Raw genomic sequence first — 23,979 nt, 5'->3', positions numbered from 1 at the left:
GGACCAAATGCTTAAGGTCGGAATTCTCACCTTTCATCGCTGCATAAATTACGGCTCCTATTGGCAGGCACGCTGTCTGGCCGAAGGCCTCGCGTCCATGGGAGTCGAAGCCGTTCTCCTGGAGCACATGTCCGACCGCGTGAACCGCGCCGAATGGCGTTGCGCGCTGCAACCGCTGCTTCCTGTCACAACGCCGAAGGAAGACTACCCGCTCTACAAAGCGAAGATCCGGAAATTCTTTAGCTCCTTTGCCAGCTTACCGCTTTCATCGCCTTTTCCCTTAGAGAACCCCGCCGCAATGGACGACTTTTCACTCGTCGTCGTCGGCAGCGACGAGGTGTGGAACCTTCGCCATCCCTGGTATGGCGGGTATCCAGTGTTTTATGGAGAGGGTCTGCGATGCGGGCGCATTATCTCCTATGCCGCGACGTTTGGAAGCCTGGAATCGTCGGAGCGGCTGGAGGGTTGGGCGGAAAAGCTGCGGAAGTTTTCTCATATTTCGGTCCGGGACATCCATTCGGAGCGGATCGTCCGCGAGAGATTGGGACTGGAGCCAGAGCTCGTTCTGGACCCGTGTCTGCAATTTCCGCAGATGACGACCGCGAGCAGAGATGACGGGGACGCGGCGTCCTATATAGCCGTCTACGGGCACAGTTTTCCAACGTGGTTCCAAGATGCAGTGCGCCGGTGGGCAGGAGATCGGGGCTATCCGCTCGTCAGCATTGGCTATCGGAACGATTGGGCCGACGAGCAATGGATCGATGCCGGGCCGGAGGACTTCGCCAAGTTCATTTCGGAAGCTAAGGCTGTCGTGACGAACTTTTTTCATGGATGCGTGTTCTCGCTGGTCAACGAAAAGCCGTTTGCATGCGCCCTCTCCGATTATCGCTTCAACAAGGTTCGCGATCTCATGCAGCTCGTCCGCGCCGAGCATCATGTCCTCACCGAGGATACAATCCCATCGCATCTAGATGTTATTCTTGATAACCCACTTCCCGCGGCTATCTCGCAACGAATAACTTGCTTGCGTGATAGATCCAGCGCCTATCTCAGCCATGCCTTGCAATAGCTCCCAGCAACAGGATCATCTCACAGCGGGCATCGGCCCCGGGGATATTGCGGCCTCCGGCCTCTGCATCGGCTGCGGCTCCTGCGTCGCAAAGTCAGCGCGGCCTGATGTGCGCATGGGACTCGACCGATACGGGCAGATGAAGCCCACAGCCCCACGGACTTGGTTGCAGGGCGGTGATGAAGAGTTTGCCCGAATTTGCCCGTTTTCGCCAATGGCTCGCGACGAGGACGAATTGGCGGCCGAATATTTTCCCCGCGCGAAAAACCAAGACCCTCTACTGGGTCGTTTCGAGGCTGCTTTTGTCGGCCATGTCGAGGAAGGGGAATACCGTTCGAAGGGCAGTTCCGGGGGCATGGTCAGCTGGGTGGCGGCGGAACTGCTGCGCCTTGGGCTCGTTGACGGTGTCGCTCACGTCAAGGAGAGCGACGATCCGCAGTTGGAAGGGCGCCTGTTTCATTATTCGCTGTCACGCAATCTGCAGGAACTCCAGGCCGGTGCCAAATCTCGATATTATCCAGTCGAACTTTCCGGAGTGCTCCAGTCCATTCGCGAAGCGCCCGGCCGGTATGCAGTGGTTGGCATTCCCTGTTTCATCAAGGCGGTGCGGCTGGCCTGTGCCGATGACCCAATATTGGAAGAGCGCATTGCCTTCACGCTTGGGTTGTTTTGCGGCCACATGAAAAGCGCGCGCATGGCAGAGAGTTTTGCTTGGCAGATGGGGCAAGACATTCGGCAGGTTAAACGGCTCGACTACAGGCTAAAGTCCCCGGATCGGCCTGCGAATTGGTATCGGACGCAACTGACACTCGAAAACGGAGATACGCGTGCCCAAGACTGGTGGCATCTGGCCGATGGGGACTGGGGGGCGGGCTTTTTTCAGAATTCCGCCTGCAATTTCTGCGACGACGTCGTCGCAGAAACGGCGGATATCGCTTTCGGGGATGCCTGGAAGGAGCCCTATACCTCGGATGGACGAGGGACGAATGTGGTTATCGTCCGCTCAAAAGCACTTCTGGATGCGATCCTTGCTGGGATAGATGAAAAGAGGATCGCACTGTCTCACGTCGACGCCGATTTTGTTGTAGCCACCCAAGCTGCGGGATTCCGTCAGCGTCGCGAGGGCCTCTCATTCCGTTTGACCTGGCCACGTACGGGTATGCGCCCGCGCAAACGTGTCCGTGTCGGCAGCCATAGTCTGTCTTCGCAGCGCAAGGCGGTCTACATCATGCGCTACTGGATCAGCTTTTGGAGTCACCGGGTGTTTTCAATCGCCCGTTTCCTGCATAGCCCCAGACTTTACATCCTGTGGGCTCGTGCCGCCTTGGCATGCTACCAGGGGGTGGCTTATTCTCGTGGGCCGATTGGCAGGATAGCCCACAGCCTCGGCTTAGCCGGCTCCGAGGGACGCACGTGATTCGAGGCCCAGCAATCGCGCAGCTGACTTGGCAACGCGTGACACATATCCGCTTTCCTGGCGCGGTGCGTAGCGTTCAACCATTTCCTCGCAAAATCCGGCGAATTCTTCGGGCACCAGAGGCGGACTGGTATGGTGCGGCGCGATACCTCTATGCTCGGGCGTGAAGCAGAATGTCGCCGTTACGTCGAAGTCTTCAAGGGCACGCATCTGTCGGTCGAACCAGTCGAGGGCATTGGGCCGGAATCGGTCCGCCCAGGAAAGCCCGGTGCGCACAGATTTTACTCCCAAGCGCTTCATCCAGGCAGCGGCTTCATCCAGCCGCGGGTCTTCGAAGTGGAACCATTGCACCAGCCCGAAATCCGGCGTGTGTTTGGCAAACTCCTCAAGCGCCGGTTTGGGCGTTCCGTCTTCGCGCAGAATGCCCATATAGTAGTGCCGGTAATAGGAGGAGCCTTCGGCTTCGCGATGACGGGTGGTTGCCTCCCATGACCGGGGGAGGTCGTAGAGGCTGTACCATTGCAAGCGCTCGACTTTACCCTTGAGCAACTCGGCAGTTCGTTGCAGACCCCACAACTGCACTTCCTCGGCGCCGAAAGTCGAGACACCCACTTCGCTGACCCAGATCGGCAGATCGGTGACAGCGCGAATTTCGTTGATTTTCTCCGGCCACTCATGGATCTGCCAGAGGTTCCAGTCGAGGGGGAAACCATGCAGCGCGACGGCATCGAGGTGATCGAGCACGCCGTAATTTTTCATGCGGCTGATGAAGAGGGGGTCGATTGGAGATATTCCGCCGAGTACCTTCGTCAGTTCCGGATTCTTGACTCCGATGGCATCGGCGGCGAGGATTGCCATTTGCGCAAATAGGCTCCATTCAGGATCGATTTCCGGATCCCAATGCGATTTGTTGTTCGGCTCGTTCCAGATCATTGCAGCTTCGATCATTTGACTTCCCCGGGCAGGATTTAACGAACGGGTTATAAGGTCACTTCGTTGAGCGTCATCACTTTTGCACCCCAGTCGCCGATCACAACTGTCGTGACGGAGGCGGGCGCAATATCAAATCTTGGCCAAGCATCGATCGGCAGTCCCAGAACGTGACTCACACCCGCCTTGATGACATCGGCATGAGAGACCAGAGCTATTCGGGTTTTGTCACCGCCGCTGGCCAAAGTCTCCATTAGGCCGAAGATCCGAGTTTGAACGTCCAGCATCGTCTCGCCTCCTGGCGTGCGGGTGAGGCTGCGTGTGGTATTCCAGCGCCGCCACAGAGGATCGTCATTAAGGACTTCGAACGTCTTTCCAGACCAGTCGCCGAAATTCACCTCGTCCAAAGCATTGTCTGTTTGCGGTAGAGACAGACCACAGGCCGATGCGATACCTTCTGCCGTCTCCCGTGTACGTTCGCGCGGGCTGGTGTAGATCTCAGTGATGTCCTCGCGGCGCAGCCTCTGACCGAGACGCTGAACTTGCGAGCGGCCGGCTTCGCCAAGCGAAATCCCGGCAGTACAGCCGGCCAGGAAATTGCCGACATTGTCGTGGGCGGCGTGGCGGACCAGGAAGAACGTTACCGTCATTCCGCGGCCCCGCGCAGAACATCCTCCTGGTCATCGATGAAATTCTGCGTTCGGCGGCGGGCCTCGTAATCGGTGAACTGCTGCGGCGGCGATTTCATGAAATAGCTCGATGGCCCAGTCAGGGCTCCGCCAACGCCTCGGTCGAGGGCCAATTTCGCGCATCGTATTGCATCGATGACCACGCCGGCGGAATTGGGGGAGTCCCACACCTCAAGCTTGAGCTCTGCGTTGAGCGGCACGCCACCGAACGTGGTGCCTTCAAGCCTGATATAAGCCCATTTCCGATCGGTGAGCCAAGGGACATGGTCGCTCGGTCCGACATGTACGTCGTCTGCTGGAAGCGGAATATCCAATTGGCTGGTGACCGACTGAGTCTTGGAAATCTTCTTCGATTCCAGCCGCTCGCGCTCCAGCATATTGAGAAAATCGGTGTTTCCGCCGAAATTGAGCTGATAGGTGCGATCCACACGGACGCCCCGTTCGCGGAAGAGATTGACGAGCATTCTGTGGACGATCGTTGCCCCCACCTGGCTCTTGATATCGTCGCCGATGATCGGCAGCTTTCGGGCAGCGAACTTCTGCTGCCATTCCGGTTTGGAGGCTATGAATACCGGAATGCAATTGATAAAGGCGCAACCTGCCGCCAGCGCTTGTTCGGCGTACCACTTCGTTGCCTCTTCCGAGCCAACGGGAAGATAGGAAATTAGCACTTCCGTCTGGCTTTGCCTCAGGATTTCCGCCACGTCCGCTGAAGGCTCAGTCGATTCCTCGATCCGATCCCGAAGATACTTCCCTATCCCATCCATCGTCCTCCCGCGCATTACCTCCACGCCAATCGGAGCGACATCTGCAAAACGGTGAGTGTTGTTTGGCTCGGCGTAGATCGCTTCCGCGACATCCCGCCCTACCTTTGAAGCGGCAACATCGAAGGCACAGGATATCTCAATATCGTGCACGTGATAGCCGCCGAGATCAGTATGCATGAGGCCTGGAACCGGCTCGTTTTCCCGGGCGTTATCATAGTAGGTAAGTCCTTGAACCAATGACGAGGCGCAATTGCCAACTCCCACCAATCCAACGCGAATGGATTTCGAACGCATGGTTCCCTCCAGGGGCTGCTTTCTGAGGCATCTACAAAGCTAACAAGCGGGAGCCGCAACGGTTCCCGGGTCTTCTGATTTTTTCAATTGCGACTAACGATCATCCAGCCAGTTCGGGCAGGCAACGTGGTAAAGAAGGAGGACCGGATGCTGGTCTATGGCGATGTCGAGCACATCGAGAGCGCAGCGGCAGTGCGCGCATCGATCAGAGGATTGATGATGGCGTGTATCGAAATGCAGCCAGGCCGGCAGCGCCACGAAAGTCTAGTCCAGGCGTTCATCCTGACCGGAGAACTGGTCCAGGCATTGGCCGATCTGGAATTCGGAAAAAAAGGCGTGGACGATGTGTCCGAACTTCAGGACGCAGGCGCGAAACTTTTGCTCATGCAGGCGCGGGAGGTCATGCGATCGTGGCGAGACGGGTTTGCCGGGATTTTGTCCTTTCCAGAAGATTGGACAGCCAAACTCGAATCTTTAGACAGCACCGATCCGGTACGGATGAAGCGGGCAGAGGGCTACGCCTTTTATGCTTTGTATCCCGAGAGCTATATCGAGGCGGCGTCGATCTCGAAGTTGACGCCTAAGACAGTCGTTATCGGGATACGAAGTATTGGGACCGGACTGGCGGCCTTGGTTTCCGCAGCCTTGGGTGCCGAGCCTGCCTATTCGCTGCGTCCAACGGGCCACCCGTTCGAGCGGCAGGTACATGTTACGCCGGCTTTTTCCAAGCGCATCCTTGCCGATCCTGAAACCGATTTTGCCATCGTCGATGAGGGGCCGGGGCTATCGGGGAGTTCTTTCGGCTGCGTCGGGGACTGGTTGCAGGCGAATGGCGTGGCGCCTGATCGGCTTCACTTTTTCCCAAGTCACGCTGGTGAGCCGGGTCCGCATGCGAGCAACACGCATCTGACCCGTTGGCGAGACCGGCCACGCCATATCGTCAGCTTCGATGATCTTACCCTCACCGCGCAAGACCCAAAACAACGGCTGCACACATGGGCGGCCGACGTCGTCGGCGTTGCGAGATCGTCGTGGCGGGATCTGTCCGGCGGCGCATGGCGCGCCGTGCGGTATCGCGATCCTTCGCTTTGGCCGCCGAGCTATATGCAGAGGGAAAAACGCAAGTTCCTGATGGAAGCCGAAGGAGAAGCCTGGCACGTCAAGTTTGCCGGGCTTTGCGGGAGCGACGTGGACAAGGCGCGCAGAGGCTCTTTGCTGAGCGAAGCCGGCTTTATTCCGAGGATTGCCGGCACCTGTTACGGATTCATCATCGAAGAATGGATAGATGGAACGGCTCTCGACAATAGCGGGGTAGGCGGGCCCCATATGGTGGATCACCTCGGACGCTATCTTGGTTTCCGGGCCCGTCACCTGCCGGCACGAAACGGCGGCGCCTCGATCCAGAAACTTTGCGAAATGGCTATTTTCAATGTTGCGGAAGCGGCGGGATCGGACACAGCAGAAAAATTGCGGCGCGCAATAGGCAGGCCCGAGCGGCTAGCCGGACGATTGCGACGGGTCGATACGGACAACCGGCTTCACCCATGGGAATGGCTGACGAGCACCACCGGGCGGATCATAAAGACGGATGCGCTCGACCACAATGCGGCCCATGATCTGATTGGATGCCAGGACATCGCCTGGGACGTTGTGGGTGCTTGCGTGGAGTTCGAACTATCGAGCAAGGAGCGCGATCGTCTTGTCGGCCTCGTCGGTCGGGAAGCGGATTGCGACCTGCGCGACGATGTACTTAAGATTTTCGAGGCATGTTATCTCGGTTTTCAGATAGGTCTATGGTCACAGGCCAAGGCCAGCGTTGACGGCGCCGAGACAGCGCGCATTGAACGCACCATCAAACGTTACCTGGACCGACTGCAGAAGCGGTTTGGACCGGAATTTCTTCAGCAAAGTGAGGGAGGCGGTTCCGCCATGGGATAGCGGGTCCCCTGTTCCACCAGATAAACTTCCCGTTCCGGATTTGCACGAATGACAAACCCAGCGCTTCTGAGCATTGCTTCGACCGCCGCCTTGTTCGGAATGAACCAATTGGTGGGATCGCCGGCGTAACGTTCTTCCACGAAATAAAGCTTCGGAAAGCCGCGCTGCTCAAATATCGTGGCGTCGGAGAAGTCGTAATTTTCATCGAGTGCCGCGACCTCCTCTTCACCCCGCTGCATGCATTGAAACAGCATCTTTCCGCCGACGACATGCTCATGCAGAAGGTCGAGGGCCAGTAGCGGATGCCGCAGGTGATAGAGGACACCCATGAAAAGGACGAGGTCAAATCTCTCCCTGAGTTTTTCTACCTCGTACACCGACATCAGCTTGAACTCGATATCCTCGCCTGTCTGTCTGGCTGCGAACTCAGCTTGCCTGAGATAATGCGGGTCGGAATCGATTCCGACGACCCGTCCGGCATTTCTTCTTTTCATTTCAAGCGAGTAGAACCCGGCGTTGCAGCCGATGTCCAGAACGCTGCATCCGTTGAGATCTTCAGGCACAACCTGCTGGAAGTGTGCCCATTTGAAGGACGGATAGTCACCGAGGAAATGATCCGGCGCGGTTTGAACGCCGTTAATTCGCAGATTGTGAAACCATGGCCTCAGGGCTGCGATGTCGTTTTCCAGTCGAGCCTTCTCATTCATACCTTACTCCAATCCGCAGCGTCGATCATTCCTTCGAATGCGCCGCCGAGATGTGTGTTCGGTTGCGCTTGAATTTTCTGATAGCCGACCGTATCTGCTCAACGGACCGAGGGCCAATCCCCCCGAGCTTGAGGAGTTCGGCGTTCTTCATGTCTGCCAATTGGCTCATGCGGTGAATTCCACTTCTGGCGAGCGAACGGGCAATCCATCCAGGGAGACAGGTGGTCAATAAGAGATCTTCGGTATCTCCCCGTCCATTCTTAGTCCGCTTTTGAGACACCTGCGGCATGTTCAGCTATAGCCGGCTTCGTCAGATTGTGATCGAACCCTCTTGATGGTTTTCGGTTCCCGCTGAAGAAGAAAAATCCGGCAATCGTGTGCGAAGTTCTTGATGTCTCAGCCGACATGAAACGACCGGCAGCAACGCACTCAACGAGCAGGGTGTCTTCTCTATTGACGGAGGGCGGGGCGGCGTTTTCGCCTGAAATCGCGACGGCGCCAAGAACTGCGCGCCGAACATAGGGCGAAAGCTCTGGCCTCTAACGTTCTGCGCTGACGGTCAGCCAGCGGGTCGGCTTGCCGTCATAGCCGCCGCCGTCGCTCTCGCTGATGGCAATGTTCCGCCAGCCGCCGTTCGTCAAAAGCTCCGACAGCCAGTCGGCGGAGGGGTAGTTGTAATAGCGCCCGAAGCCGTCATGGCCTTCGGCATCGCCTGCCTTGAAGGTCGCATGAATGATGCCGCCCATCCTCAGGGCGCGCCGGATGCGGGCGAAGACGTCGGGCAACTTGGGCCGCGGGACGTGGAGAAGGCTTGCCTGCGCCCAGACGCCGTCGAAGGCGCTGTCGGCGTCGAGCTCTTGGAACAGCATGACTCTGACCGCCCTGCCAATCAGCGCTTCGGCCTGTCTTGCAAGCTCGGCCGAGCCATCCGTCGGCATAACGTCGAAACCCTGCGACAGCATGTAGGCGCTGTCCCGCCCGCCGCCGCAGCCGAGTTCGAGGATTGCCGCACCCGGTGCGAGCCCGGCGAGGAAGGCATCGAGCCGCTGCTTTGGCAGGCTGCGCGCCCGGTTGGCATATGTCTCGGCATTTTCCTCATAGAAGGCGGAGGTGCAGTCAAGAGGCATGCTGTTCGGCCGATCGCCCGCGTCGATTGGATTGAAGATGTCTTTCGGGAAGCCGGTCCGCATCGATGATGTCAATGACGACAATCCCTTCCGATGTCACCCGGTAGAAGGCCACGTGGCGCATGTGGAGGAGGCGGCGAAGGCCAGCGCCGAGTTCATCGCACTCTTCGCCCATGGAAGGCGCGTGCGAAAGAAGCACGAAAATCCTGTCCCAGTCGAGAAGATAAGCGTCTGCCTGAGCCTCGCCGAAGTTGAGGCAGGCATATTCGTCGATGCCTGATAACACCGCGTCCGCCGTTCGGGTCAGCCTATAGGTTGTTGTCACGCAGCTTCGCCTTCGTTTCCGACAGGATGTCGGGAATGCGTCGATCGCTCGGGCCGCTTTCCTCAGCCTGCCTCAGCATGTTGCGCAGTTCTTCGTCGTCAAGCTTGTGATGAAGCTGGTCCTTCAGAATGAGCTCCGCCAGGAATGCGCCGGCACTGCTGTATCTGCCGGTTGCGACACGGTTTTCGACGTATTCCGCCAGATTATCCGGAAGCGAGATCGTCATTTTCGCCATTGGATTCGGTGCCGCCTGCACATGCCGGTTTTCAGCCATTCCAGATGCCAGATTATCATTTCTCAGTTTGTGATAGAAGCGTTGTGCCCAGCCGTCGAGGGCTTGGGTCACATGCGGATCAGTCTTTTTATCGATATGGATGGCGCGTTCGAGATCGTTGAAATGGCGTTGCAAGTCAGGATATCGACATCATGGCGCTCCGCGGTCGCAGAAATGATCGCGTCGGTGGTGGCGAGTTTATGAGTTGCCGCGGCGAGGGGAATAGATCGCCGGCCCGACGACTTTGTGGAGGCGGAGAGCGGCGCCCACCAAGTCGGTGCTGACGCCGCCGTTCGTGTGGAACATCCGGATTTCAGGCCGGGATGAGGCGCGTCCAGCCATGCTCATCGTTCGTTACGCCCTTCTGCAGACTGACGAGCTGCTGGCGTAGTTCGCTGGTCAACTTGCCGGTCTGTCCGTCTCCGACGGGAAATTCGCCGCCGGCATGTCGAACCAGGCCGATGCCCGCCAGGACTGCGGCAGTGCCGCAAGCGAAGGCTTCGACGAGCTTGCCACTGGCAGCGTCGTCTTGCCATTCCGCGAACGAGTAGGGGCGCTGCTCGACGCGCAAGCCCCTTTCTTCGGCGAGCACGATCACGGAGGCCCGGGTGATGCCCGGCAGAATCGTGCCGCCAAGGCGCGGCGTCACCACTGATCCATCGTTCATCACGAAGAAGACGTTCATGCCGCCGAGTTCTTCGACCCAGCGATGCTCTGCGGCGTCCAAGAAGACGACCTGATCGCAACCCTTCTTCGACGCCTCGGCTTGCGCCACGAGGCTGGCTGCGTAGTTTCCGCCGCATTTTGCGGCGCCCGTGCCGCCGCTGGCTGCACGGGTGTATTCCGTCTCGACCCAGAGGGAGACGGCCTTCGCGCCGCCCTTGAAGTAGGCGCCGACCGGAGAGGCGATGATGCAGAAGACATATTCCTGAGCCGGACGAACGCCGAGAAACGCCTCGTTGGCGAACATGAAGGGGCGAAGGTACAGGCTGGCGTCGCCGGACGGAATCCAGGCCTTGTCAACGCGGACCAGTTCTTCGACCGCCTTGAGGAAGAGTTCTTCGGGCAGAGGAGGCATCGCCATGCGGGTCGCCGACTGCGCGAAGCGGCGTGCGTTCTCTTCAGGCCGAAAGAGCAAAATCCGGCCATCATCTGCCTTGTAGGCTTTCATGCCTTCAAAAATTTCCTGAGCATAGTGCAGCACGGCGCTTGCAGGATCGAGCTCCAGAGGACGCCTCGGCGTAACCTTCGCATCATGCCAGCCCTTGTCGGCAGTCCATCGTGCCAGGACCATATGATCCGTGAAGACCTTACCGAAGCCGGGCGTCTCCAGTGCCTGGATGCGGTCGGCGTCGGAGACGGGAGACTTGTGGAGTTCGATTTTGATTTCAGGAGAGGCCGACGTCACGGTCATTGCTGGCACCTTGATAGTACATTGAATAGTGGCGGCGACACTAGCGCCGCCGAGCCGGTCTTGGAAAGGTCTGAATCAGCCGGTTCGGCTTTGATCAGCGGAATAATCGCTTGATGGGGCTGACATCGAGCAGCAAATTCTGGATCGAGCGCCTTGATATCGGATGGCGTCTACACTTGTCACCATGACAAGAAAATAGGTCAGTATTATTGACATAATTTCCCCCGCATGGTTTGTCGGCGGTATAGAAAATATGAGGAAACCCCATGCTGAACTGGGACACCATGTTTGCGTCGCGCTCGTCGCGCATGCGCGCATCCGAAATCCGCGAACTCCTGAAGCTTCTCGACCGGCCCGACATCATCTCCTTTGCCGGCGGCATTCCTGATCCGGCGCTGTTTCCGGATCGGGAGTTCAAGCAGGCTTATGCCGATATCTTCGACGGCGCCGCCGTCAATTCGGCGCTGCAATATTCGGTCAGCGAAGGCTACAAGCCGCTGCGCGAATGGCTGGTCGGGCAGATGGCGGCTCTCGGCATCCCCTGCGAGCTCGACAATGTCTTCATCGTGTCCGGTTCGCAGCAGGGTCTCGATTATCTCGGCAAGCTCTTCCTGTCGCCTGATGACACCGCACTCGTGACATGGCCGACCTATCTCGGCGCGCTGCAGGCCTTCAACGCCTATGAACCAGTCTACGACCAGCTGACGCCGAACGGCAACCGGACGCCCGAATCCTACCGTGCGGCCGCTTCCGCTGCCGGCGGCAAGGTGAAGTTCGCCTATCTCTCCGCCGACTTCTCCAACCCGACCGGCGAGACCGTCGATCTCGACGGCCGCAAAAAGGTCCTGGCACTGGCAGAAGATCTCGACATCGCCGTCATCGAGGATGCGGCCTACCAGTCGCTGCGTTACGACGGCGATCCGATCCCGCCGATCCTGGCGCTCGAGATCGCCGAGAAGGGCCATATCAACGATACGCGCACGATCTATTGCGGCAGCTTCTCGAAGACGCTGGCGCCCGGTCTTCGCGTCGGCTTCATCGTCGCCAACGAGCCCGTCATCCGCAAGCTGGTGCTGATGAAGCAGGCGGCCGACCTGCATTCTTCGACGATCAACCAGATGGCGATATCAGATGTCGCCGAGCGCGGCTTCGATGCGCAGGTCGCCAAGATCAAGGCGGCCTACAGCCAACGCCGCGACTGCATGCTGGCCGCACTTGAGAAATACATGCCGGAAGGCACCAGTTGGACGAAGCCGGAGGGCGGCATGTTCATCTGGATCACGCTGCCGGAGGGCATGGACGGCGCCAAGCTGCTGGCGAAATCACTCGAAACCGCCAAGGTCGCCTTCGTGCCCGGCAAGGCGTTCTTCGCCGATGGTTCGGGCGCCAACAGCTTCCGCGTGAGCTTCTCCTGCGCCAACGAGCAGATGATCGAGGACGGCATTGGCCGCCTGAGCGCGCTGATCTCGGCCGAAATCGGCGGCTGACGTGAGAGGTTGAGGAGAGGGCGTGCCGTGCGGCCCCCTCATCCGACCCTTCGGGCCACCTTCTCCCCGCTGGGGAGAAGGGGAAGCAAGCCGTAAGCTTTTGCTTCCATAACGAATGCTTTCGAGGAGGCGAGGTGTTGCCGCGAATCTCTCAGAAGATCGTCGTCCAGCCTTCGTTCGCCGTCTCGCTCTTGCCGTAGCCGACCCGGTCGGCCACGGCGCCGTCGGCATTGCGCAGGATGATGTCGCCGCCCCTGTTGGCAAGATGCGGGCCGCCGGCTGCGGCATCGAGCGCTATGGTGCGCAACTCGCCGGCGCTAAGCGATCCCGACAGCGTCTGGCTCCTGCCGTTTTCGTCCTCCAGCTTCCAGCCGTCGAGCGATGCCTCCATGTCGGAACGGTTGATGATCGTCACCGTTTCGGCCTCCGTGCCGCCTTCATCGTTCACCGGGTTTATCAGCGCGGCGACGATGCGCAGCGACGAGGCGACGATCGGCTGCGGCCGGCGTGTGCCTTCGCCGCGGCCCTGGCCGCCGCGGCTGTCGGATACCGGATGACCGGTCGTCGCATCGGTGTTCCAGTTCTGCGACTGGAAGCAGAGGAAGATCGCCGCCCATTCGTCGGTATCGTTGAAATGGACGAACAGGGCGCCGTCCTGGTTCGGCCCGTTGGTGGCCTTGAAGCTGCCGCCGTCACCCTGGTTCATGTGGATGTCGTGGATGCCGTTGCCCGGTTCGAAGTCGAAATATTGGTCCGGCTTGTTGTTCTCAGGCCCCCAGGCCTCGCCGAAGGCGTAGAAGTGTACGTCGGAATCGACAATGCCTTCCTGGACGATCGGCTCGATGAAGTCACGCAGGTCGTTCTTCGGGCCGGTGAGTTGAAAGGGCGCGACATTCATGTCCTCGCGCTCGATCAGCCCGCCGCGGACATAGTCGACGGCAAGCTCCGGACGGTCCTTGCGGATGTCTGTCAGGCCCATCGGCAGGGCTTCGAGCGCCTCGGTCAGCGCCGGGTGCTTGAAATCGACGATATTGGCGTAGAGCAAGTCGTGCGGCGATTCCTTGGAGCGGACGTTGAGCGCGATGCGGTAGCTGACGCCGTTCGCCTCAATGCGGATCTCGATGTGCGGATCGTTGTCGTCGTCGAGGGCGAGTGCGCTCGCCGTACCCTTCAGGACTTTGTAATTCTTCAGCATGGAGAACCTCGCGGGAGTGGCGGGGGTCTTACGATAACACGGCGAAAGCGCATCTTTTGTGACGCCTGTCTTTCGCCGTGCAATGCCGGATCCGCTATCGCCTATTGCTGGAGATGCGGACCGAAAAGCTCCAGGTCTGCTTCACCAAGCCTGTCGCTAACCGTGTTCAGCTGATGCCAATAGGGATAGATCACCGGCGGCAAGCTGACCGCGTCGAGGCGCTTGCGTTCGTCGTCCGTGAGTTTCAGCTCGGCAGCGGCGATGTTGTCGCGGAACTGGGCTTCAGTGCGGCCGCCGATGATAACCGAGGTCACGGCCTTGCGGCCGATCAGCCAGGCGAGCGCCACCTGTGCCGCCGAAACGCCGCGCTCTTCGCCGAGCGCGACCAACGTCTCGACGATGTTCCAGAGGCGGTTCTCATCGCGGATCGGCGGTTCGGTCCAGCCGGCGAACTGGCGCGTGCCTTCGGGGGCTGCCTGGTTGCGGCGATGCTTGCCGGAGAGCAGACCGCCGGCGAGCGGGCTCCAGACCAGCACGCCGAGACCCTGGTCGATCGAGATCGGCAGCAGCTCGTATTCGGCGTCGCGCGCTTCCAGCGTATAGTGGATCTGCTGGCTGACGAAGCGCTGGTACCTGTGCTCGTTGGCGATGCCGAGCGCCTTCATGATGTGCCAGCCGGAATAATTCGAGCAGCCGACGTAACGCACCTTGCCCTGCCTGATCAGGGTGTCGAGCGCTTCCATCGTCTCTTCCAGCGGCGTCTGGCCGTCCCATTCATGCACCTGGTAGAGGTCGATGACATCGGTCTTCAGGCGCTTGAGGCTTGCCTCGCATTCGCGGATCAGGTGGTAGCGCGACAGGCCTTGATCGTTCGGGCCGTCGCCCATGCTGAAGCGGGCCTTGGTGGCGAGCAACACGCCCTGCGGCCGCTTGCCGCCGAGCACATCGCCGATGATGTTTTCGCATTCGCCTGATGAATAGGCATTGGCAGTATCGATCAGGTTGATGCCGGCATCGATGCACATGTCGATCATCTTGCGCGCCTCGGCGACGCCGAGGTCGCCGACGGTCTTTGCCCAGCCGACGCCACCGAAGGTCATCGTGCCCATGGTCAAAGTCGAAATCTTCAGGCCGGAACGGCCGAGCAGACGATATTCCATTGGAATTCCTCCCTCATCGAAATGTGAGTGACGTAGCGCAAAGCCCGGCAATGGCAAATTGCCGCGCGTTCACGCCTGCGTGAACTCTCACACGCGGGTTCACTGGCGGGCGAGGATGATCAGGCGATCGGCCTCGGCAAAGGCCAGAAGATCCGATTTCCCGGGATTGACGACGACGCCGGAAAGATTGCGGGCGTCGGCTTCTCCCTGCCGCTGCCGTCGATAGCCGATCGCGACCTCGCCGCGGCGCAGCGCCGCAAGGCAGATCGTATAGAAGGTCAGCGGCTTGTCGATCGAAACATAGTCGGTGACGGGGCGCATGTAGATTTCCGAGCCGTCCTCGTCGAGCAGTTCGTCGAAGATCGCCGCCATCTGGCCGTTCTCGGAGGCCTGCGCCAGCATCAGACTGACGAGCTTGTTGCTGACGACGAAATCGTCGGCGCGGGTGACGGCGGCAAGCTCACGGTTGCGCACGTCGATCATTTCGCTGACGATGCCGATGTGGCGGCCGGTCTTCTCGGCGATCCGGCGTAGCTGCAAAAGGGTGACGAGCGTGCGGGTGTCGGCGGGCTGTGCGGCCATGTGGTCGGAGTAGCCGAGCACAAGCACGTGGTCGTAGCCGGGAATATTGAGGTCGTCGAGTTCGGCGCGGCTGCTGGTGTCGGTGACGCGGCAGGTGACCGCCATGTTGTCGCTCGCAAGCGTCAGGCCACGAACCTCCTCTTCGATATCGGGCGTATCGGCGGCGATGGTGAGTTGCGAACCCGGGGCGACATAACGCGACAGCTCGCGGGCGATGATCGGGCCGCGGCGGTTCCAGCCGAGCATCAGCGTGCGCTCCGCCTTTGTCTCGCGTGTCACTGGAGCCCGGATCGCCTCCTTGTCGACACGCATCTCGGCGGCGGCGCTTTTGATCGCGGCATCGTCTTCGGCGATGATGATGGCGCGCTCGCCGGGCAGGAAGCGGGCGGCGCCGGCTGGTGTTGGCAATGACGAGTTCGGAGATGACGTCGAAGATTGAGGGCTACCAGTTGAAGATGATCGTATGGTCGTTTTCGAGCACCTGCGAGCGGCCCTTTCGCAGGTCGTCCAGCTTTTCCTCGAGGCCGGAACTCAGCACGCCGATCAGGGCCGAGAAGACGAAGATGCCCGATATGGTGACGACAAGGGAGACGCCGCGGAAGGGCCAGCCGATATCACCGCCCATCGCGCCGGCGTCCATGGTGCGCATCAGCGATTCCCAGGCACCCTCGACGAAGCTCATATGCTCGCCGCCGTCCGGCGCAATGCCGGTCAGTGCCAGCACCAGGCCGGCAGCGATGATGACGACCAGCGATATCACCGCCAGCCAGCCGATCAGGGCGATCGGACCGGCGGCCATGCTCTTGTCGAACTGGTAGCGCAGGCGCGCGCGCCAGGTGTCCGTCTCATTCTTGCCATCCCCTCGAATCGGTCCGGATCGGGCCGCGTTCATAGGCGATTCCAGAAATCGGGGGGGCGATCAACTGTATTGTCGGCAGGGCAGGCGAACCACCAAGGAAGGTTGTGGGAATGGCGCCGCGCCGGCTGCGGCGCCCTGTCACATGTCTGTCAACGACCCCTAATAAGGGAGGGCTATCGAAATCGAGGATCTTCCCCATGAAAACCATCGTTTCCGCCGCAGCGCTTCTCGCCGCGAGCCTCTTTGCCATTCCGGCGTCCGCCGCAAACCTCGTTCTCTACACCAGCCAGCCGAACGAAGACGCACAGGCGACCGTCGACGGCTTCATGGCCGTCAATCCCGATATCAAGGTCGACTGGGTTCGCGACGGCACGCCGAAGATCATGGCCAAGCTGCAGGCCGAGATCCAGGCCGGCAACCCGGTTGCCGATGTTCTGCTGATTGCCGACGTGGTGACGCTGGAGCGCCTCAAGGAGGACGGCAAGCTCATGGCCTACAAGTCGCCGGAAGCTGCCCAGTATGATGCAGCCCTTTATGACGCCGAAGGTTACTACTATTCGACCAAGCTGATCACCACCGGCATCATGTACAACACCTCGGCCGCGATGAAGCCAGCGAGCTGGAAGGACTTGACCAAGTCGGAAGCCAAGGGCCTCGTCACCATGCCGAGCCCGCTCGCCTCGGGTGCGGCCCTGATCCACGCCCAGACGCTCGCCGCCATTCCCGGCCTCGGCTGGGACTTCTACAAGTCGCTCGCGGAAAACGGCGCAATCGCCGCCGGCGGCAACGGCGCCGTTCTGAAGTCGGTCGCCACGGGCGAGAAGGCTTACGGCATGGTCGTCGATTACCTGCCGATCCGCGAGAAGGCCAAGGGCGCCCCCGTCGAATTCGTCTTTCCGAGCGAAGGCGTTTCGGCCGTCACCGAGCCGGTCGGTATCCTTGCCAGCACCAAAAACGCCGATGCCGCCAAGAAATTCGTCGATTACGTGCTCTCCGAAAAGGGCCAGGAAGGCTTCCTGAAGCTCGGCTACATCCCGGCCCGCAAGGGCATGAAGCTGCCGGAAGGCTTTCCGGCGCGAGACAGCATCAAGGTCCTGCCGATCAAGGCGGCCGAAGCATTGAAGAATACCGATCAGGATCTCAAGACCTTCTCGGGCATCTACGGCTCGAACTGATCCTTTCATGCACGGATACATCAAAACCGGAAACAGCCAGCCGGCCTGGCTGTTTCCTTTTGTCGTCATCGTCGTCCTGATCCTCAGCGTGCTGCCGCTCGCCCGCCTTGCCATGGTCGGGATGGCGGCCTTCGCCAATGGCGGGGTGATGGCGGTTCTGAGCGAACCGTCACTCTGGTCGGCGACCTATTACACTGTCGTCACTGCCATTTTGGGCACGATCATTTCGCTTGTTATCGGCTGCCTCTTCGCCTTCCAGCTGACGCTGACCGATATCCGCGGCAACGGGGCGCTCAGTTTCTTGTTCGTGCTGCCGATGATGATCCCGCCGCAGGTGACGGCGCTGGCCTGGGTGCAGATGTCCGGCCCCTCCAGCCCGCTGTTGAAGGCGCTGCATATCGCCCCGCCGATGGGTTCGCCGCAGCCGCTCTATTCGGTCGGGGGCATCGCGCTGCTTTATGGCGTGCAGCATGCGCCGCTGGTCTACCTGGCGCTTCGGGCCGGGCTGATGACGCTGCCGCGCGACGGGGTCGAAGCCGCACGGCTTTCCGGCGCTTCCAGCTTGCGGGTGTTCCGCGATATCATCCTGCCACTATCGCTGCCCGGCATCATTGCGGGTGCGGCGATCTCCTTCGTCTCTTGCACCGGCAATTTCGGCATTCCCGCCATTGTCGGCATTCCGGTCTCGATCTTCACGCTGCCGACGTTGATCTTCACCAAGTTTTCCGCCTTCACCAGCCGCACCTTCGGCGACGTCGCCGTGCTCTCGGCAATCATCGCCATCATCTCGGTCGTCGGGCTGATGATCCAGGACCGGGCGTTGCGCGGCCGCGACTACCGCGTCATCGGGCTATCCGGGGCGAGTGCGGCCTTCGAGCTCGGCGCCTGGCGCCTTGTTTTCACACCGCTCGTTTGGGCGATCCTGTCCGTCATGCTGGCAGCACCCTTCTTCGCGCTTGTCGCCGGCGCACTGGTGCCGGCCTATGGCGTGCCGCTCACTTTCAAGACCATGTCGCTGCATGCCTTTGAGGAGATCCTGTTCCGGCAGGCGGTGACGCGCACCGCCTTTATCAATTCGCTGTCGCTCGCCGGCGCGACCGCGCTTTGTCTCCTCGTGGTGACGGTGCTCGCAGCCTACACGCTGACGCAGCGCAAGGATGCGGCTTCCCGCATCGTCTCCAGCCTGATCGAGATACCCTATTCGCTGCCCGGCATCGTCATGGCGGTCTGCTTCATCCTGGTGTTCGCAGCACCGATTCCGATCCTGCACATCTCGCTTTACGGCACGATCTGGATCATCCTGATCGCCTATTTCTCCTCGTTCTTCGCTGTCAGCCTGAAGCCGGTGGTCAGCGCCTTCCATCAGCTCGATCCGGCGCTCGAGGAGGCGGCGCGGCTTTCCGGCGCCGGCTTCTTCCGCCGGCTTGCCGATATCATCGTTCCGCTGATTGCGCCGGCCGCCGGGGCCTCGGTCATCCTAGTCTTCCTGATCGCCTGCAACGAGTTGACGATCTCGGCGCTACTCTGGTCGGCCGGCACCCAGACGCTCGGCGTTGCCATCTACAATCTCGACGACAGCGGCAGTTCCGATCTCGCCTCGGCGCTTTCGGTGCTGGTCGTAATCATGGTCGTCGCGCTGATGCTGCTGCTTGAGCTTCTGGCCAAACGACTGCCGAAAGGAGTGGTCCCGTGGCGAAGCTGATCCTCAACCAGCTCGGCAAGGATTTCGGCACCGGGCGAGCGGCCGTCAGCGGCTTTTCGCTCGAGGTGCGCGAGGGCGGCTTCCTGGCGCTGCTCGGGCCTTCCGGCTGCGGCAAGACGACGGTGCTGCGCATGATCGCCGGTTTCGAGACGCCGAGTGACGGCTCGATCCATCTCGGCGAGCGGCTGCTTGCCGATGCCGCGCAGTCGCTGCCGCCGGAGAGGCGCAACATGGCGATGGTCTTCCAGTCGTATGCGCTGTGGCCGCATATGAGTGTCGCCGACAATGTCGGCTATCCCCTCAAGGTGCGCGGCATTTCGGGCGAGGCCTACCGGACGAAGGTGCGCGACGCGCTTTCCACCGTGCGGCTTGCCGATTATGCTGAACGGCGTCCGGCCGATCTCTCCGGCGGCCAGCGTCAGCGCGTGGCGCTCGCCCGCTGCCTTGTGACGTCGCCCGATGTGGTGCTGCTCGACGAGCCGCTTGCCAATCTCGACCGGCATCTGAAACAGGAGATGGAGGAAACCTTCCGCGAATTCCACCAGCGTTCGGGCGCGACGATGATCTACGTCACCCACGACCAGAGCGAGGCGATGGCGCTTGCGACCGACGTTGCGGTCATGTCGGAAGGGCGGCTGCTGCAGGTGGCGGCTCCCGCCGAAATTTATGCCCGGCCGGAAGGCCGCATCGTCGGCGGCCTGATCGGACGAGGGGCCATTCTCACGCTGCCGGTTGTGAACCGTGAACGCCATCTGGAGTGGGACGAACTGCAGGATGCGCTTCATGCTGCCAATACCAATGGCGCCGATATCCTCGTGCGGCCGGAGGATGTGGTCATCGGCAGCCAGGGGGTTCCCGCAACCGTCGAATCCGTCCTGTTCGAGGGCGAGCGCTACGCCGTGAAGCTGATCCTCGGCGACGGCCAGACGCTTCGCGCCTACAGCCGCGTGGCCGTCGAGGCCGGCGAGGCGGTACGCGCCGTCATCCGCGCGGGCTGGCGGCTATGATGGATTAGGATTTTGAGCTTTGACGATGCCGAGTTGAAAAGCCTTACGAACCTTCAAGAAGAAGCAGTCCTTCTTCAATCCATCTGTCACCTTGGATATCCAATTTAACGAATCCGTAGGAGGCAAGGACTTCGATCGCTAACTCGCCGGCGTAGCATCGCCTTGTGGTCAAGAAGGCCATTGCCCCGGCTGAGGTATTGCTCGCACATCCACGCCAGCGCTTCCAGGATCTCTTTCTCTTTGGGGGCATGATTTGGCGGCTCCAGAACATCTAGAAATTCATGAGGAATATAAAAGACATTACATGACTGCTCTAACCGCTGCCACCGCTTGTCGAGCTGACACGTAGCTCGCTGCGTCCGGGCTGCAAGCCGGCGGTTATTCGCATATTTCTTGCGTCCGCCGTCTTTTCCTGCGGCCATTGCCGGTTAAGGTACTGCCCGCAACCGGACTCCTGCCATGTCGCTTCGCCTCGCCACCTTCAATGTCGAAAATCTGCTGACCCGTTTCGATTTTACCGGCTTCCGCAACCAGTTGCGCCAGGATCGCGTCATCAAGCTTTTCCAGGTGTCGAGCGAGGGCGTCTATCAGCAGCTCGAGCAGGCTCGGGTGATTGCCGCCGCCGACGATACCCGGCAGATGACGGCGCTCGCGATCGCCGATGCTGACGCCGATATCCTCTGCCTGCAGGAGATCGACAATATGGCTGCCCTTCAGGCCTTCGAATACGGCTATCTCTTCCGCATGGTCGGAAACGGCTACCGGCAGAAATTCCTTGTCGAGGGCAATGACAGCCGCGGCATCGATGTTGCCGTCCTCATGCGCGAGGAAACGCGCGACGGCCAGAAGATCGAGCTCAGGGATATCAGAAGCCATGCGATGACGACCTATCGCGATCTCGATCTCTTCAATGATGAACTGGCGCTCACCAACCGTATCGACGACAAGATCTTCAAGCGCGATTGTCTGGAGCTCGACCTTCTGATCGGCGGCCGGCCGTTTTCGCTCTATGTCGTGCATTTCAAGTCGATGGGCAATCCGCGCGACGGGCTGGACGGGCGGCAATCGACCATGCCGATCCGTCGCGCCGAGGCGCGCGCCGTTCGCCGCATCATCGAGGACCGCTTCGGTGCGGAGCAAGCCGGCACGAGGAGCTTCGCCATCTGCGGAGACATGAACGATTATCAGGAGCGTGTCGATGCCATCGGCCGCCGGGGCACCGGTTATCGCTTCGAACATCAGAACGAGACCGAAAGCGCGCTCGACGTTTTCAGTAGCGACGGCTTTGCCGAAAATGTCGTGCGCCGCCGCGAACCCCTCGACCGCTGGACGCTCTATCACGCTCGCGGGCCACAGGAGCAGTGGCTTTGCCAACTCGACTATCTCTGGCTTTCGCCAGCACTTGCCGCCCATAATGCCGGCCGCCTGCCCGAAATCATCCGCAGCGGCCAGCCCTACCGCACCATCTTCCCGCCGGGGCAGGAGGTGGAGCGTTATCCGCGCACCGGCTGGGACAGGCCGAAGGCGTCCGATCACTGCCCTGTCGTCATGACACTGGATCTCCCATGAATGCAAATTTGAACGCGAATTTCACCAAGATCAATTTTTCCGATGATTTCGCCGGCTGGCCGCCGGAGGCCATGGTTTTCCCGATTGCCGGTGTGGATCTGCGCATCCTGCCCGGTCCCCATCCCTTCGCCGTCGCCGAACAAGCGGCGATTCGGGAGAACTGGGCCAGGGAGACGGCCGCCAATCCGGCGCTGTTCGATGGGCGCATGGTGTTTCAGCAGCGGCTCTCGCTCAGTGAAAACGGGATTGCGGGCGAGGGTCACGTCATTCCCTTTTCCGCCTTCATGTGGTGGCGCCGCCAGCCGCAGCGCCAGGGCGGCCTCCATGTCTTCGCCTATCCCGTGCTCGAAACCTCCGATGGTGCGCTGGTGGCGATCCGCATGGGCGCGCATACAGCCAATCCCGGCCAGGTCTATTTCGCCGCCGGCTCGCTGGAGCCGGAGGATATTGTCGACGGACGCTGTGACATCGAGGCAAACATGCGCCGCGAAGTCCAGGAGGAGACCGGGCTCGATCTTGCCGAATCCGTGGCGGGGCAGCGGCTGTTCGCCACCCATAACAAGCGCACGGTAACGCTGCTGCGGCTCTACCGCTTCGAGATGACGGCTGACGAGATGATCGCGCGGATCGAGAGCCACATGCTCGTCGCCGAGGACCAGGAGATCGCGGGCGCCGTGGCGATCCGCTCGGCCGATCCTTCGGCTCATCCCTATAACATTTCCATGCTGCCCGTGATCGACTGGTATTTTGGCAAGGCCGAGCGGAGTTGATGTATGCCGCCTAAACCGTGTAGCGTTTCGGGATAACGACATGCATCCCCCAAAGATCGAAAGCGCGTCATGTGAATCCGGTTGGCGTGACGCGTTTTAGCGCCTTGCACTCGCTCGCCCGGTCGGGCAGGTTGGCGGCGCGATGACGATTCAAGGAGGCCGATGTGGCGCGAAGCTACAGCGTCTATGACGTGTTCACCGATCGAAAGCTTGCGGGCAACCCGCTGGCGGTGATCTTCGACGGAGACAATCTCAGCGACGAGGCGATGCAGGCGATCACCCGGGAGATCAATCTCTCCGAGACGGTCTTCGTGCAGCCTTCGGCCAACCCCGCCTATGCGGCGCGTCTGAGGATATTCACGCCTGGGCGCGAACTGCCCTTTGCCGGCCATCCGACGGTCGGCACGGCGGTGGCGCTGGCCGAACGGGCGCACGGTTCTGCGACGCGCGATCTCGTCACGGTGCTCGAGGAAAATGTCGGGCCGGTACGTTGCGCGGTACGGCTGAGAGAGGGTGAGGCGAGCTTTGCCGAATTCGACCTGCCGCGCAAATCGCAGCCGGCCATCATGCCGCTCGACAAGCTCGGCATCGCCGATGCGCTGTCGCTGAAGGTGACCGAGATCGGCTTCGAAAATCACGTCCCGTCGGTCTGGAGCGCTGGCGTCCCCTTTCTGCTCATTCCGGTGCACGATGTTGGAACCACGCAGCGGGTGGAATTCGATCCGCAACTCTGGGAAAAGATCGTGCCCTTCGTCGATGGCGCGCTTGCCTCGGCTTATGTCTATTGCCGCGGCGGCGTCAACCACGTGGCAAAGTTTCACGCGCGCATGTTCGCAAGCGGCATGGGCATCGTCGAAGACCCGGCCACCGGCTCGGCGGCGGCCGCACTCTCCGGTGCGATCCACCATTTCGACCGGCTGACGGACGGGCATCACCCGATCATGATCGAGCAGGGCGTCGAGATGGGCCGGCCGTCCATCATCCATCTGCATATCGATGTCGACGGCGCGGCGATCTCCAACGCGCGGATCGGCGGCCAGGCCGTACGGCTGGCCAGCGGCACGCTCGATCTTTGATTTCCTTAAAGCGTGTCGCGTCAATCCGCATGCGACGCGCTTTAAGTCTTTGTTTTATGCAAGTCGTTATCATCCCAAAACCGCTGCGCACTTTTGGGCGACATGCATTGGAGCGCCGTGCGTCCGATAGGACGTGCTAGGACGCTCTATCACTTTGAATCGGCGCATAATCCTTTCCCAAAATCGATTCCGATTTTCGGGGTTACGCGCTGCATTTCAGCCATGCCGAAAAATCTTCGCGATTAACCAAAGAAATTTCGCCTATGCGCTGGACAAGCCTGCCGATCCTGTTTATACGCCCCGTCACACCGCGCAGCCAAGCGCGAACGGGTGATTAGCTCAGTTGGTAGAGCAGCTGACTCTTAATCAGCGGGTCGTAGGTTCGAGCCCTACATCACCCACCAAATTTCTTGAAAAGATTGATGTATCTGAACTCAGGCCGGATT

At 60.4% G+C, this 23,979-nt stretch carries 23 protein-coding genes and 1 tRNA gene; 11 read left to right on the top strand and 13 right to left on the bottom strand.

What is annotated here, in order from left to right; genetic code table 11:
• The first annotated feature begins 7 nt into the window (after positions 1-7).
• Together HFO99_RS05410 and HFO99_RS05405 are read left to right on the top strand one after the other, a co-directional pair.
• Positions 8-1,069, top strand: a complete 1,062-nt coding sequence (locus HFO99_RS05410; protein WP_222310598.1) for a polysaccharide pyruvyl transferase family protein — start codon at positions 8-10, stop codon at positions 1,067-1,069.
• Positions 1,070-1,184: 115 nt separating this feature from the next.
• Entirely contained in the window at positions 1,185-2,486 is a 1,302-nt protein-coding gene (locus HFO99_RS05405; RefSeq protein ID WP_222359791.1) for a Coenzyme F420 hydrogenase/dehydrogenase, beta subunit C-terminal domain, read from the top strand.
• On the opposite strand, the gene HFO99_RS05400 is transcribed toward HFO99_RS05405, so the two are convergent.
• From HFO99_RS05400 to HFO99_RS05390, 3 genes are read right to left on the bottom strand one after another with little or no spacing between them, the layout of a single operon-like run.
• Positions 2,460-3,434 (bottom strand): beta-xylosidase, encoded by a 975-nt coding sequence (locus HFO99_RS05400; RefSeq protein WP_222359790.1) that lies wholly within the window; start codon positions 3,432-3,434, stop codon positions 2,460-2,462. The two genes, HFO99_RS05405 and HFO99_RS05400, sit on opposite strands and share 27 nt — an antisense overlap.
• A gap of 32 nt (positions 3,435-3,466) precedes the next feature.
• On the bottom strand, positions 3,467-4,066 hold the full coding sequence (locus HFO99_RS05395; protein WP_222359789.1) for a histidine phosphatase family protein: 600 nt from the start codon (positions 4,064-4,066) through the stop codon (positions 3,467-3,469).
• Complete coding sequence (locus HFO99_RS05390) at positions 4,063-5,166, bottom strand: inositol-3-phosphate synthase (protein ID WP_222359788.1); 1,104 nt, start codon at positions 5,164-5,166, stop codon at positions 4,063-4,065. Before HFO99_RS05390 ends, HFO99_RS05395 begins: the two co-directional genes overlap by 4 nt.
• A gap of 147 nt (positions 5,167-5,313) precedes the next feature.
• Between HFO99_RS05390 and HFO99_RS05385 the strand changes: the two genes are divergently transcribed.
• On the top strand, positions 5,314-7,104 hold the full coding sequence (locus HFO99_RS05385; protein WP_222359787.1) for a hypothetical protein: 1,791 nt from the start codon (positions 5,314-5,316) through the stop codon (positions 7,102-7,104).
• On the opposite strand, the gene HFO99_RS05380 is transcribed toward HFO99_RS05385, so the two are convergent.
• The 6 genes from HFO99_RS05380 to HFO99_RS05350 form a co-directional block, all read right to left on the bottom strand.
• A complete protein-coding gene (locus HFO99_RS05380) occupies positions 7,068-7,811 on the bottom strand; it encodes a TIGR04290 family methyltransferase (protein WP_222331590.1) in 744 nt (247 codons plus the stop codon). The two genes, HFO99_RS05385 and HFO99_RS05380, sit on opposite strands and share 37 nt — an antisense overlap.
• A 25-nt stretch (positions 7,812-7,836) precedes the next feature.
• Positions 7,837-8,100: a DNA-directed RNA polymerase subunit alpha C-terminal domain-containing protein gene (locus HFO99_RS33880; protein WP_409994927.1), complete on the bottom strand. Its 264-nt coding sequence runs from the start codon at positions 8,098-8,100 to the stop codon at positions 7,837-7,839.
• A 250-nt stretch (positions 8,101-8,350) separates the two neighbouring features.
• On the bottom strand, positions 8,351-8,938 hold the full coding sequence (locus HFO99_RS05370) for a class I SAM-dependent methyltransferase (RefSeq protein WP_222359785.1): 588 nt from the start codon (positions 8,936-8,938) through the stop codon (positions 8,351-8,353).
• On the bottom strand, positions 8,928-9,263 hold the full coding sequence (locus HFO99_RS05365) for a type II toxin-antitoxin system RelE/ParE family toxin (RefSeq protein ID WP_222359783.1): 336 nt from the start codon (positions 9,261-9,263) through the stop codon (positions 8,928-8,930). Before HFO99_RS05365 ends, HFO99_RS05370 begins: the two co-directional genes overlap by 11 nt.
• Entirely contained in the window at positions 9,247-9,498 is a 252-nt protein-coding gene (locus HFO99_RS05360) for a type II toxin-antitoxin system ParD family antitoxin (RefSeq protein WP_222359781.1), read from the bottom strand. Before HFO99_RS05360 ends, HFO99_RS05365 begins: the two co-directional genes overlap by 17 nt.
• 352 nt (positions 9,499-9,850) lie before the next feature.
• Entirely contained in the window at positions 9,851-10,951 is a 1,101-nt protein-coding gene (locus HFO99_RS05350) for a branched-chain amino acid aminotransferase (RefSeq protein WP_222359778.1), read from the bottom strand.
• Between the two features lie 266 nt (positions 10,952-11,217).
• Between HFO99_RS05350 and HFO99_RS05345 the strand changes: the two genes are divergently transcribed.
• Complete coding sequence (locus HFO99_RS05345; RefSeq protein WP_222359777.1) at positions 11,218-12,438, top strand: PLP-dependent aminotransferase family protein; 1,221 nt, start codon at positions 11,218-11,220, stop codon at positions 12,436-12,438.
• 151 nt (positions 12,439-12,589) lie between these two features.
• Here HFO99_RS05345 and HFO99_RS05340 read toward each other — a convergent pair whose 3' ends face one another.
• The 4 genes from HFO99_RS05340 to HFO99_RS33320 form a co-directional block, all read right to left on the bottom strand.
• Entirely contained in the window at positions 12,590-13,633 is a 1,044-nt protein-coding gene (locus tag HFO99_RS05340; RefSeq protein WP_222331595.1) for a DUF2278 family protein, read from the bottom strand.
• Between the two features lie 101 nt (positions 13,634-13,734).
• A complete protein-coding gene (locus HFO99_RS05335; RefSeq protein ID WP_222310586.1) occupies positions 13,735-14,793 on the bottom strand; it encodes an aldo/keto reductase in 1,059 nt (352 codons plus the stop codon).
• Positions 14,794-14,892: 99 nt separating this feature from the next.
• The gene (locus HFO99_RS05330; RefSeq protein WP_261323011.1) at positions 14,893-15,783 is read right to left on the bottom strand and encodes a hypothetical protein; all 891 of its coding nucleotides are present in this window, start codon (positions 15,781-15,783) and stop codon (positions 14,893-14,895) included.
• 34 nt (positions 15,784-15,817) lie between these two features.
• Positions 15,818-16,267: a hypothetical protein gene (locus HFO99_RS33320; RefSeq protein WP_261323010.1), complete on the bottom strand. Its 450-nt coding sequence runs from the start codon at positions 16,265-16,267 to the stop codon at positions 15,818-15,820.
• Between the two features lie 164 nt (positions 16,268-16,431).
• Between HFO99_RS33320 and HFO99_RS05325 the strand changes: the two genes are divergently transcribed.
• The 7 genes from HFO99_RS05325 (at position 16,432) to HFO99_RS05295 (ending at position 23,937) form a co-directional block, all read left to right on the top strand.
• A complete protein-coding gene (locus HFO99_RS05325; RefSeq protein WP_222247311.1) occupies positions 16,432-17,409 on the top strand; it encodes an ABC transporter substrate-binding protein in 978 nt (325 codons plus the stop codon).
• A gap of 7 nt (positions 17,410-17,416) precedes the next feature.
• Positions 17,417-19,111, top strand: coding sequence for an ABC transporter permease (locus HFO99_RS05320; RefSeq protein WP_222359775.1), 1,695 nt, complete (start codon positions 17,417-17,419; stop codon positions 19,109-19,111).
• Positions 19,099-20,118: an ABC transporter ATP-binding protein gene (locus HFO99_RS05315; RefSeq protein WP_222359773.1), complete on the top strand. Its 1,020-nt coding sequence runs from the start codon at positions 19,099-19,101 to the stop codon at positions 20,116-20,118. Before HFO99_RS05320 ends, HFO99_RS05315 begins: the two co-directional genes overlap by 13 nt.
• 459 nt (positions 20,119-20,577) lie before the next feature.
• Positions 20,578-21,687, top strand: coding sequence for an endonuclease/exonuclease/phosphatase family protein (locus tag HFO99_RS05310; RefSeq protein ID WP_222359770.1), 1,110 nt, complete (start codon positions 20,578-20,580; stop codon positions 21,685-21,687).
• Positions 21,684-22,457, top strand: coding sequence for an NUDIX hydrolase (locus HFO99_RS05305; protein ID WP_222331601.1), 774 nt, complete (start codon positions 21,684-21,686; stop codon positions 22,455-22,457). Before HFO99_RS05310 ends, HFO99_RS05305 begins: the two co-directional genes overlap by 4 nt.
• Before the next feature lie 164 nt (positions 22,458-22,621).
• Positions 22,622-23,533: a PhzF family phenazine biosynthesis protein gene (locus HFO99_RS05300; RefSeq protein ID WP_222359768.1), complete on the top strand. Its 912-nt coding sequence runs from the start codon at positions 22,622-22,624 to the stop codon at positions 23,531-23,533.
• Positions 23,534-23,861: 328 nt separating this feature from the next.
• A tRNA-Lys gene (locus tag HFO99_RS05295) sits at positions 23,862-23,937 on the top strand.
• The last annotated feature ends 42 nt before the right edge of the window (positions 23,938-23,979 follow it).

It is taken from the genome of Rhizobium leguminosarum (assembly GCF_019798305.1).
In the GTDB taxonomy this organism is placed as follows: domain Bacteria; phylum Pseudomonadota; class Alphaproteobacteria; order Rhizobiales; family Rhizobiaceae; genus Rhizobium; species Rhizobium leguminosarum_U.
This window is presented reverse-complemented; position numbering and strand designations above follow the sequence as displayed.